The organism is Leisingera sp. F5, from assembly GCF_001593695.1.
Map to the genome: position 1 here is coordinate 84,814 of NZ_LUKH01000020.1, position 11,039 is coordinate 95,852.

Annotated in this window: 11 protein-coding genes and 2 pseudogenes; 8 read left to right on the forward strand and 5 right to left on the reverse strand. The window is 62.5% G+C overall.

Annotated features, from left to right (window positions below):
• Nucleotides 1-21: 21 nt before the first annotated feature.
• Together A2I95_RS15180 and A2I95_RS15185 are read right to left on the reverse strand one after the other, a co-directional pair.
• Entirely contained in the window at nucleotides 22-1,017 is a 996-nt protein-coding gene (locus tag A2I95_RS15180; RefSeq protein WP_291730715.1) for a cytochrome c peroxidase, read from the reverse strand.
• A 107-nt stretch (nucleotides 1,018-1,124) separates the two neighbouring features.
• Nucleotides 1,125-2,333: an NnrS family protein gene (locus tag A2I95_RS15185; protein ID WP_291730717.1), complete on the reverse strand. Its 1,209-nt coding sequence runs from the start codon at nucleotides 2,331-2,333 to the stop codon at nucleotides 1,125-1,127.
• 241 nt (nucleotides 2,334-2,574) lie between these two features.
• Here A2I95_RS15185 and A2I95_RS15190 point away from each other — a divergent pair, with 241 nt between their 5' ends.
• Nucleotides 2,575-3,270, forward strand: coding sequence for a Crp/Fnr family transcriptional regulator (locus tag A2I95_RS15190; protein ID WP_291730718.1), 696 nt, complete (start codon nucleotides 2,575-2,577; stop codon nucleotides 3,268-3,270).
• A 272-nt stretch (nucleotides 3,271-3,542) separates the two neighbouring features.
• Here the strand turns inward: A2I95_RS15190 and A2I95_RS15195 are convergent, their stop codons facing one another.
• Nucleotides 3,543-4,919, reverse strand: coding sequence for a tyrosine-type recombinase/integrase (locus A2I95_RS15195; protein ID WP_291730719.1), 1,377 nt, complete (start codon nucleotides 4,917-4,919; stop codon nucleotides 3,543-3,545).
• A gap of 154 nt (nucleotides 4,920-5,073) precedes the next feature.
• On the opposite strand from A2I95_RS15195, the pseudogene A2I95_RS15200 reads away from it, so the two are divergent.
• A pseudogene (locus tag A2I95_RS15200) lies at nucleotides 5,074-5,819 on the forward strand (transposase); the annotation flags it as partial.
• Nucleotides 5,820-5,888: 69 nt separating this feature from the next.
• Here the strand turns inward: A2I95_RS15200 and A2I95_RS15205 are convergent.
• Nucleotides 5,889-6,086 carry a hypothetical protein gene (locus A2I95_RS15205; protein WP_291730720.1) on the reverse strand — a complete coding sequence of 66 codons (198 nt, stop codon included), beginning with the start codon at nucleotides 6,084-6,086 and terminating at the stop codon, nucleotides 5,889-5,891.
• Nucleotides 6,087-6,202: 116 nt separating this feature from the next.
• Entirely contained in the window at nucleotides 6,203-7,576 is a 1,374-nt protein-coding gene (locus A2I95_RS15210) for an ammonium transporter (protein ID WP_291730722.1), read from the reverse strand.
• Nucleotides 7,577-8,194: 618 nt separating this feature from the next.
• On the opposite strand from A2I95_RS15210, the gene ihfB reads away from it, so the two are divergent.
• The 6 genes and pseudogenes from ihfB to A2I95_RS15240 all read left to right on the forward strand — a co-directional run.
• Complete coding sequence (gene ihfB / locus A2I95_RS15215; RefSeq protein WP_024091416.1) at nucleotides 8,195-8,479, forward strand: integration host factor subunit beta; 285 nt, start codon at nucleotides 8,195-8,197, stop codon at nucleotides 8,477-8,479.
• Complete coding sequence (locus A2I95_RS15220; RefSeq protein ID WP_291730723.1) at nucleotides 8,479-8,829, forward strand: LapA family protein; 351 nt, start codon at nucleotides 8,479-8,481, stop codon at nucleotides 8,827-8,829. Before ihfB ends, A2I95_RS15220 begins: the two co-directional genes overlap by 1 nt.
• Before the next feature lie 7 nt (nucleotides 8,830-8,836).
• On the forward strand, nucleotides 8,837-9,490 hold the full coding sequence (locus tag A2I95_RS15225) for a phosphoribosylanthranilate isomerase (RefSeq protein WP_291730724.1): 654 nt from the start codon (nucleotides 8,837-8,839) through the stop codon (nucleotides 9,488-9,490).
• 372 nt (nucleotides 9,491-9,862) lie between these two features.
• The gene (locus tag A2I95_RS15230) at nucleotides 9,863-10,420 is read left to right on the forward strand and encodes a transposase (RefSeq protein ID WP_291730725.1); all 558 of its coding nucleotides are present in this window, start codon (nucleotides 9,863-9,865) and stop codon (nucleotides 10,418-10,420) included.
• 24 nt (nucleotides 10,421-10,444) lie between these two features.
• Nucleotides 10,445-10,597, forward strand: a complete 153-nt coding sequence (locus tag A2I95_RS15235; protein WP_291730726.1) for a hypothetical protein — start codon at nucleotides 10,445-10,447, stop codon at nucleotides 10,595-10,597.
• Nucleotides 10,598-10,894: 297 nt separating this feature from the next.
• Nucleotides 10,895-11,039 (forward strand): annotated as a pseudogene (locus tag A2I95_RS15240) (transposase); the annotation flags it as partial.

Genomic DNA, 11,039 nt, shown 5'->3' on the forward strand with positions numbered 1-11,039 from the left:
GGGAACCCTCAGCCATGCGCTTCAGTTCGCCGGCAGAATAGGGGTTGGCACATTGGTTCCGGTATCCGTCAGCGTTTGCAAAAAGGCGATCAGGTCGGTGATGTCCGCTTCGGTGGCCGCAAAACCCTCGATATCCGGCGTCCGGGTTGCCTTGGCAGCGCCGCCTTCGGCATAATGGCGAACCACCTCCCGCAACGAAGTGAGCGAACCGTCGTGCATGTACGGCGCCCGCAGAGCGATGTTGCGCAGTCCAGAGGTTTTAAAGCGGTAGTTCTGCTCAGGGTCCGCCGGTGCTACGCCGCCACCGCCCAGATCGGTTGTTTGCATCCCGATGTCATGCAGCTGGTTGTCCGTGAACATCCAGCCGGAATGACAAGACACGCAATTCGCCCGCCCATTAAACAGTGCAAAGCCGCGTTTGGCGGCCTCCGGCACAGCAGTTGCATCCCCGCTTACCCAGCGGTCGAAACTGGCCACGCCGCTGACAATCGTGCGCTGATAGGTGGCGAGTGCGGTCAGGACGGTCTCCTTGCGGATCCCGCGCCCAGGGAACAGGCGCTCGAACCAGAAATTGTATTCATGCACCGCAGTCAGGCGGGCGGTGATGCCGTCAAAGGTCGCGTTCATCTCATCCGGAGCGGTAATCGGTCCAATAGCCTGCTGTTCCAGGCTGTCCGCGCGTCCGTCCCAGAACAGCGGTGTGATCCAGGCCGCGTTCAGGAGTGTCGGCGCATGGCGGCGCACCGGCTTATTTGCAGCCCCAATGGCTTTGGGAACCGGGGTTTCCCAGCCGAAAGAAGGGTTGTGGCAGCTTGAGCAGCTGATGTTCTGGCCGCCGGACAGGCGCGGATCGAAAAACAGCATTTTGCCTAAGGTGGCAATCTCGCGGCTGTAGGGCGCAGTCTCCGGGAACGGCACGGCAGCGGGCCGTTTGAATGCTTCAAGCCCGGCGGGTTGCGCCAGGCTTTGGAAGGCCCATAGAAGCAGCGGCACTACGGCAGCAGCTTTCCACTGCATTTTTGACCTCCTCGCACTATCCAAAGCCTAGTTACCCGGAATAGCACTCTCTGAGAAGGCCGTTAAGATTGCGTGAGCTTTACCCTCCTTGCTGCCTCATTTGCGCACTAGGTCCGGTGCTGGGCCTGCACTCCTGACACTTTCTTGGGACCCGCACGCCGGGTTGCCAGCCAGGGACCGGTTTTCAGCACCATCAGTGCAAATCCTGCGGTCCATAAACCTCCGGAAACGGTGATGCCGTTCCAGCCCGCAGCGAGCTCGGTGGTGCCTGCAATCCGCAACGCGGCAGAAGCAATGATCAGCGCAAAGGCCGTGGTCAGGGCCGGGCCTGCAACCAGCGGGCGGCCGCTGTGGCCCATGGTGGCGCGCATCATGACGGCCAGTGTCATGCCTCCAACGGCGCCGATACCCAGGATATGCGCGGCCGCGGCGGGGCCGAGCAAGCCAAATGGCACTGCCGCAGCGGCAATCAGCCCTGCAGGCACCAGCGCATAGGCCGCATGCAGCATGAACAGCAGCGGCTCGCCCAGGCTGGCCAGCCCGCACCAGCGCACCAGCCGCAGGGCGTGCAGCAACCCGGCTGCCAATAGCAGCGCACCGCTGACAGCAGCCCAGGGCGCTGCGGTCCAGGCGAGTAAAGCAGCAGCACCCGACGCGAGGGTCACGGCATCGAATTTGCCAAATGGAACCGGCATCTTCTCCGCACCCTGTTTGGCCAGCCAGTTGCGGGTGAAACTGGGGATGATCCGCCCGCCGATCAGCATGATCAGAAAGATCAGCACAGCAATTCCCAATCGGCGCGAGATATCAGCGGCCCCCTCGGTCATTGCCTCAATATGGAAGCAGGCATTGGCCAGGCCCAGCAGGGTGATCGGCACCAGAACCTTGAGGTTGCGCCAGTTTTCCCCCGCGATGATTTCGCGTGCGATCATCACAACCACAGCGGCCAGAAAGACGCAATCCACCGCCATCACCCCAAGCGCCGGCAGCCCCAGCCAGCCGGCAGCGGCGATCCGGCCCAGCAGCCAAAGGCCCGAGAGCAGCGCCAGCGGCCAGCCGCGGGCGGGCATCCGCCCGGTCCAGTTGGGAACCGCGGTGAACAGGAAACCCGCAACTACAGCCGCACCGTAACCAAAGATCATCTCGTGGATGTGCCAATCGGTTGGCAGAAACGGGCCGCTGTATTCCAGATCGCCCCGCCAGATCAGCAGCCAGGCCGGGATCACGGCCAGCGCAAACAGGCAGGCGCCCAGAAAAAACGGCCTGAAGCCGAAGGAAAACAGAACAGGTCCGGTATATTCGGTTCGCGCAGCCATGCCGGCCTCCATGCGCCCAGTCAAAGAATGGCGGGCGGCACTGGTCAGGTGCCGCCCGCCGGTCCGGCGCAAGGGACGCAATCTTTCGCCGAACCCCGTGGATCAGCACCGGCGGGCTGGGAAGAGGGAGGCTCCCCCAATTCCGGATTCCCGTTTTTCCCGCACGGTTGTTTCCTCTGGTATCACTATGCGATAACGGCGGGGTCATCTCTTTGTCCTTCAGCAAACTTGCGGTGCATTCTTGTCCAAGCTCGACGAAAGCCTCCTGACCGGGCTGCCGCCCTTCAGCCTCCTGGAACGCGGCCAGATCCGCGAAATCCTCGATCAGGCGCTGCCCAAACGGTATGACGAGGGCAATGAGGTCTTTCACGAGGGCCATGACGCAGATCGCTTCCACCTGCTGCTGGACGGCTATATCCGGGTGGTAAAGACCACCGAGGGCGGCGAGCAGATCATCGCGCTGCATATCTCGCCGGGCCAACTGTTCGGCATCGCGCCGGCGCTGAACCGCGACACCTATCCGGCGACGGCTGTGGCGGCTTCGGAATCGCTGGCACTGTCCTGGCCGGTGCGGTTGTGGCCGGAGTTCACCGCGAAATACGAAGGCTTCGCCACGGAAAGCTATAACACGCTGGGCCAGCGGCTGGGCGAAATGCAGACCCGGATCACTGAACTGGCGACGCAAGCGGTAGAGCAGCGGGTGGCGGCGGCGCTGTTGCGGATGGTGACCCAATCGGGCCGCAAGGTGGAGGAGGGGATCGAGATCGCCTTCCCGGTGACCCGCCGCAATATCTCCGAGATGACCGGCACCACGCTGCACACCGTCAGCCGGCTGCTGTCGGCCTGGGAGAAGGACGGCATCGTGCATTCCACCCGCAAGCACATCGTGGTCACGGACCCGCATCGGCTGGTGGTCCTGAGCGGGGTGCAGGGCTAAAAACATAGTGAAGGCTCGGGTCGTCGGCACAACGGTTAAGGTCAGCTTTCCTGAAGGTTTTTCGATGCGGGCCGGGGTGCTGCATTGCTTTCTGGCGCGGCCTGCGGCCGGGGTTGACAAACCTCGGAAGGAGGAAGCCGCGGGGGCTGGGCGTTGTCTATGGGGCAGAGGAATTGCGGTTGATGGCCACACTGCCACCGGCGCACCGCTGATCTATTTGCGTGCGTCAGCAGCAGCCATTCGCAGCGGATATCTCATTGAGTGAAGGAGCGTCAGATATTTGCAGCGATCATCCGGAATGGCGGGCGCAGCGGGCTTGGGCCGGCCGGGAGCGGCCAGTGCTCGTTGGATTGGATGGGCAAGCATCGTGTCATGCGGCCTGCTCCTTTGACCTTTTGGCGATCACCGGATTTGATGCGGCAGCCCTTCCAGCGGAAGGCCACGGTACCGGCATCGGCGGTGATCAGACGGGCGTTCGAGAGGGCGGCCCGGTGGGGGTAACGGCTCAGGCAGGCCAGAACCGCCTCCGGCCCGCCGAAGGGCGGTTTGGCATAGGCAACCCATTCGGATCTGCGGAACGAGGCGCGCCATTTCGCGAAGGCATTCGCCTGTGCCAAGCGATCGAGACCGCTGAAGAAAATGAGCTGGCCTGCGCGGTGCAAATCCATCAGCCCATCCAGAAACAGGCGCCGGTACAGCCGCGCATACTTCCGAAAGATGTCAGCGGTCTCCAGCCGTGGACGCGCCAAGTGCGCGTGCTGCTGCTCCACTCCCCGCCTGACGGTGTGATCCTGCAGCTTCTCCAGCATCTCGTACGGGCCAACGGTGCCGCGAATGGTCTTGGTTGCGGCATGGGTATAGCGCGCTGCCGTGCCGAGCTTTGAATGCCCCGGAAGCAGCTGGATCATCCGAACATCCGTTCCGGCCTCGAGCAGGTGCATGGCGAAGCTGCGGCGCAAGATATGCAGCGTGGCGGGTTTGTTGATGCCCGCCATATGCTTGGCAGAGGTGAATGCTCTGTTCAACTGGCGTGCTGACCGGGCCATGATCTTTGGCTTGCCCGGAAACAACCAACCCTCAGGCCGCGGCTCACGCCAATAATCCCGCAGCAGATCCAACAGCCCCGGCGATAGCATCGCTTTGCGATCTTTGCTGTTGTTGCCTTCATCGGCATGCAGCCGCGTCCGGTCGCTGTCGATATCTGCGATCTTGAGGTTGCAAACTTCGGATGCCCGGAGCTCCGCGCCATAGCTGATCCCCAGAGCCGCACGGCATTTGAGCCCGGGTCCTGGAACAGCCGCCAGCAGATCCCCAGCTTCTTGCACGCTCAATACGGCCGGCAGCTTCTTCGGCTTGCGCCGGAACTGCATATACCGCTTCATCTCCTCCCGCCCGCAGGCCGCGCCGAAGAAGAACCCTCGCGAGACGATCCGAGCGTTAAAGGTGCCGGTCGTCACCCCGGTACCGGTCATGTGAAGCTGGCAGGCCCGCAACTCGTCTGGTGCCGCTGCGTCCGGTGAGCGGCCAATGAACCATGCAAAGTGCTTTACCGCCCGGATATGACCTTGCTGGGGCTTGGCACCCATGCCACGGATGCGCATGTCTTCGATCATCCGCTCGCGAAGCGGGGCCGTTCTCTCCTCTGTCATTGCAACCTCCTTTGTCGGCTGAGAAAGCCCCAATCGTCGGACAGGTCGCAAAAACCGCAAAACGTGCAGCATAAAGGCCGGTTCAGAACGCCAGCAACAAATGCCACCGCCGCGCAAGCGGATTCCTCCTTTCGGCTTTTCCGCCTTGAACCGCAGGCAAAAGAGCATCTCTGTCAGAATATCGGGCCGCCAGGCGCCAGGTCCCCTGTATCTGCTGGTCCCCTCCCGGCGGCATGGCCGCCTGCCGGGCAGAGGACAGCACGGGGATCAAGTTCCTGGGCGATGGAGAAGGGCTGTCTCGCGAGCATGGCACCCATCGCAGACGCCAGTACCGCAGGGTCCATTTGGCGATAGGCACCAGCACCGGCGGCATCCGGGCGGTGGAATTTACCTCAAGCCGCGAGGGCCGCTCTCATGGTTTGTAAGCAAACCGCTGCCGCGCAGTGGACAGCCCGGTTTTTCCGGGCCTGCTGACCCTAATCCCGCCGGATCAAATGACCGGCACCGTAACAGGCGATGGCGCCTGCGGCACACGCCTGTCATGCAGCCCTCCTCGAGCGTGGCGGCACCAGCCATCATACCCATCCGTAAGAACGGGCGCCTCTGGAAGGAGGACTGCGCCGCCGCAATGGCCCGCAATGACATCCTCCGGGCAGCCCGGCGGCTTGGGCGGCCAATTTGGAAGCGGTGGTCTGGCGGCTGCGTCCGACGCCGGGTCGAGGCGAACCCTCTCGTGACATTGCCGCGCAATGCACTGCCGGGCAATGGATGCGCGGTCTCAAATCCTCTGGCGAGAGGACCGCATCGCGAGACTCCGACCGCCAAACCGCCGAAATCCACATCCGCATTGCACTCATGAACCGCTTCAACGCGCGCGGCCAAGCCGAGATCGAACGCGTCGTCTGGCATCAACGGGAAAAGGGGCAGTCACGTTTCAGGAGGGAGTTACGCAACAACGCCCATTGGCGCCTAGTTCGGCCGCATGGCCACCAGCACGACACCCAGTTCCTCTTCCAGCTCCTGAAGTTTCTTCAGCTGGTCTTCGGGCAGGGCGGCGGTGTTTGCCTCGACACCCGCCAGCGCCACCACCGGGCTGCCGATGTCCTTTTCCAGGCTCTTGATCGCGTCCAGTTTATCGGCCTCAAGCGAGGCAAGCGGGTAAAGCATGGTGGTCTCCTCTCTGTTGGTGAGTTCGACTATAACCGATTCTTTCTTGCTCAGACCTGCGCGGAACGAAAAAGGCCCCGGCTTCCGCCAGGGCCTCTCTCTCGGTCCAGGTGCGATCAGGCGCGCTGCGTGCTGTCCGCGTGGGTGACAACATCCGGCTCCAGGTCCCAGATCTTGCCGTCCAGCCCGTCGATCTGATCGTCTTCCGGCACCCGCAGCCCCACGGTCCGCTCCAGGATGAAGGACAGAACCAGCGCGGTGACAACACCGGTGCCGATGCAGACCGCGGTGCCCGCCAACTGCATCACCAGCGAGATTTCCCCGTGCTGGAACGCATAGGCGCCTTCTTCGATGCCGAAATAGCCGCCGCGCGGGGTGCCGGCCTTGAACAGGCCCAGCATGACCAGGCCGAAGATGCCGGAGCCCAGGAACAGCGGGAACAGCTTGTGCTCGTCGATGCCGCGCTTCAGCGTGAACTCATAAACCGCATAGGCCGCAAAGGGCGCCACCAGCCCGACAACAAAGGCCTGCCAGGGCAGGTAGACATCAAAGCCGGACGCGCCTGCAACATAGCCCGCCAGCGGCCCCAGCAGCGTATAGGCGTATTTGCCCGTGGCATAGGCGATCAGCAGGCCGGTGACCGCGCCGCCGGCCCAGACCAGCGCATAGTTGTTGATAGCGATGCCGACGCTGGTGTCGGCCATGGTGATACTGACGGCCAGCGCTTCAGGGTCAAAGAAGAACAGGCAGGACAGGATCACCATCGGCAGGCCGGCAAAGATCAGCAATAGGCCCGGCGCGCACAACCCGATGCTGGGCGCCAGATAGGCCGAGATCCGCGGATGCGGCGCCATCATGCCGGGGCGCGCGCCCAGTTTGGGCGTGAATACCAGCGCCATGCCGGCCGGGAACAGGTAAACGAAACCGACGCCGAAGAAATCGTGGAAGCCGGCATTGGTCAGCGGGCCGACCGACCCCCAGGTTGCCCAGCTCAGGCCCGAGGACACCACCGCGGCGACGATGCAGGTGATGAAATAGGCCGAGGCCTTCATCCGTTCCGACACCGCGAAATGCAACAGGATGTTAATGATCCCGGCAAACACCGCCAGGAAAAAGATGAAGATCTGGAAGGTGTTCAGCCCCGGAAAGGTCCCCGGATCCGTATGATGCGCCATCGCATTGGTCAAGGCGCCGCCCAGCCACCAGTCCTTGATGGAATCCATCATGGTCGCGCCTTCCATGATGTAATACTGCCCGGCCCACAGGCCAAAGCCGATGATGTAATAGGTCGCAAACCCCAGGAAGAACCCCAGCGTCTTTTCAATCGTCGAGTTGAACAGATTTCTGCGCCGTGCAGTGCCTGCGTCTATCATCAGCAGGCCGACGACGACCAGAATGGCTCCGACGATCCCAGAAGCGTACAGAATATTCTGCACCAGTGAATTCAGCGTAACTTGCTGAGCGTGTATCGTGCTCACGTCCAATGGCATTTCCAGTTTTCTCCAAGTTGGTTTGTCTTCCTGCCGGTTGTTTGCCACCAGCTTTGACAGGCCGGCCTATGCTGCCGCCAATGGGCTGAGCATGCCGGTTCGAAACACACCAGGCCGGTCAGGTCCTCTGACGCGTCTGGTTCAAGGAAAGGATGGCGGATACGGGGCGCTTTACAATAAAAAATTTTACCTTGTGGAAATAAAGTTTCATTTGCGGCATGTGCGGCGGCTGCATGCCGCATCCCGCGTTGCCGGGCAGATGCGCGGTATGGCGTTCAACGGCCGGGGGGCGGAATCAACCGGTTCCAGCGGATGCCGTGGCGCAGGAAAATTGCGCCGCCGCGGCTTTCGCGCCGCTGGGCCGGCCCGGCTGTCTGTGTGTTCCAGGGGGATGCCTGACGCCCCGAATCAAACCGGCGCGGCGCGTGCGGCAGCGCAGATGCCGCGCTGCGGCGGCAGTTTGCTGCCCCGAAATGACAGCCTGGGGGCGGAATTTCCGGTGAACTCCCGCTGATTTACCCGTCGGACCCGCGGCATTTTGTTCCCCCATGCCAGAATTTTTCCTATACTCTCAAAATAATAGCCAGAACATACCGGCAGCCTGGGAGGAAAAAGAACATGATCCGCTCTGAGTTGATTCAGATGATTGCAGACGAAAACCCGCACCTGTATCAGCGGGATGTGGAGAGGATCGTGAACACGGTGTTCGAGGAAGTGACCGATGCGATGTCCCGCGGTGACCGGGTTGAGCTGCGCGGCTTTGGCGCCTTTTCGGTCAAAAAGCGGGACTCGCGGACCGGCCGCAATCCCCGCACCGGTGAAACGGTCCATGTCGAGGAAAAACATGTGCCGTTCTTCAAGACTGGCAAGCTCTTGAGGGACCGCCTGAACGGGAAAGCCTGATGCGTTACATTCGCTACGCGGTTCTGGGACCTCTGGCCATTGCGCTGGTGTCGGTTGCCCTTGCAAACCGCTCTGTTGTCGAGCTGAAACTGATGCCCTCGGCCCTGGCCGAGCTGTTCGGCTTTAACTTCGCCATTGCGCTGCCGCTGTTTGCGGTGGTGCTGGGCGGGGTTGGCGCCGGGCTGGTGATCGGCTTCCTGTGGGAATGGTTGCGCGAGCACAAGCACCGCAGCGAAGCCGCACAGAAGACGCGCGAGGCGCGCAGGCTGAACCGCGAAGTGAGCAAGCTGAAAAAGCAGAAGAACGAAGGCAAAGACGAAGTTCTGGCGCTTTTGGAAGACGCAGGCTGACACCGCCATGACAGAGATCCGGGTCAAGATCTGCGGGCTCAGCGCACCGCAGGATGTTGCGGCCGTTGCCGGGGCAGGGGCGGCCTATGCCGGTTTTGTGTTTTTCCCTAAATCCCCGCGCAACGTCAGCATCGAACAAGCCGCAGCTTTGGCTGTCGAGGCCCCCGTCGGCCTGTGCAAGGTGGCGCTGACAGTAAACGCCACAGATGCAGAGCTTGATGCGATCACAGCCGCGGTGCCGCTAGATATGTTGCAGCTTCACGGCAAGGAAAGCCTGCAGCGGGTGGCCGAGGTGCGCGCACGGTACGGCCTGCCGGTGATGAAGGCGGTGGGCATCGCCGATGCCGCCGACCTGCCGCAGATTGCTCTCTACGAACAGGTGGCCGATCAGCTGCTGATCGACGCCAAACCGCCCAAGGAGGCCGCGCTGCCCGGCGGCAACGGCCTTGCCTTTGACTGGCGGCTGCTGGCGGGCCGGAAATACTGGCAGAAACCCTGGATGCTGGCCGGCGGTCTGACCCCGGACAACGTCGGTGAGGCGATCCGCATGACCGGTGCGCGCCAGGTTGATGTATCTTCCGGGGTCGAAAGCGCGCCAGGCAGAAAGGACGCCGGGCTGATCGAACGTTTCACAGTGGCCGCTTTGGCCGCCCGGGGCTGACAGGCGCGCATCCCGGTCATGCCTGCGTGTGGCGGCAGTCGCGCAATTTGAGTATTTGCGCGGATGTTGCCGCTGGACGCACCGCCAGAGGTGTTGCGCAGCCGGCGCACGCGGGTCTCACCGCATATTAAACCCGAACTGCCAATGTTCTCTCTGATCGCGGTCACCACCGGGGCTGACACCCCCGGCACTTTGGAACAGGGCCCTGACACCTTGTGCCGTGCAGAGACAACGTTTAGCACGCGGGCGGATACGCCCGCCCGCCCCCGCCTGTTGGCGGCGCCGCCAATATTTTCCTCCTGATGTTCAGGACCGGCAGCAAGCAGTAACAAACCGATGGGGTTGATGGCCCCTGCTCCAACCGGCGCCGCAATGCGCCATGATGCAGTTGCCGTTGACTGCTACAAGAGGGGCCGCCCAATGCAGGTTGCAACAGCCGGCCTTGATCTGGCCAAGAACATCTTTCAGGTTCACGGGATTACCTCAGAAGGGAACACGGTCTTCAATCGGCCGCTTCGGTGCCCGCAGGTTCTGTCCTTTTTTGAGCGTTTGGAGCCATGCCTGATCGGAATCGAAGCCTGCGGCACCAGTCATCACTGGGCGCGCGGACTGGCGCGGGTGATCAGTTTTGCCGAAGGCGTGGTTGAAGGTACAGACCTTGGGCTGCCTTCCGCCGCGCAGGGTGTGATCCGTAACCTGTCCCGGGAATTGAGAATCCTTCATAGTCAGGTTCGCTGGCAGGAGGCAGGGCTGCGGCTGGAAGCCAAACGCGATGCGCGGGTTCAGTTGTTGCAGACCGCCCCGGGTGCCGGCGCGGTGACGGCACCGGCGATTGCCGCAACCATTGGTGATGGCCATCAGTTCAGAAACGGCCGCGAATTCGCCGCGTGGCTCGGCCTGACGCTTGCCAGCAAGCCGAGCGGCGGATAGGAGCGATCGGGCAGGATCACCAAAATGGGCGGCCAGTATCTGCGGCAGTTGCTGGTTGTTGGCATGGCCTCTCTGGTCCGGCAGACACGGTCCCATCCCAATCGTGCCAGCAAGTGGCTGACAGCGCTGCTCGAGCGTAAACCAGCCCGCGTGGCGGCCGTGGCGATGGCGAACTAGACGGCCCGCATCGTCCGGGCTGTTCTGACAAGGTCCGGGCTGTTCTGACAAGGAAAGAGCCTTATTCGCCAAGGGCTGTCTGAACCCAATTGAGAAACACGAGTTAGCAAGACCTGCGAGATGATGGTGCAACGGTCAGCCGCAACAATCAGGACACCCCGCCGAATGTCCCGGGCGCCCTTGCCCGCTAAGCCGAATGGGACCTGGTTTGCGGACCCCATCAGTGCCAGCGGTCGAATACCGCGCAAACAGATCCCATGATTAGGGGCGCAGAGCGGATAGGCTGCGCCATGCAACAGCGGCGGAGTGGAACGGGAGCAAGGGATCGGGAAAGCCGGAAACAGGCGGCTTAGAACGGCGATGGCCGAACTGGCGTGGCTCTGGCTGCGCTGCCAGCCCGGTGCCGCGCAGGTTGCCCGGTTCCGGGAGCGAACAGGCCAGA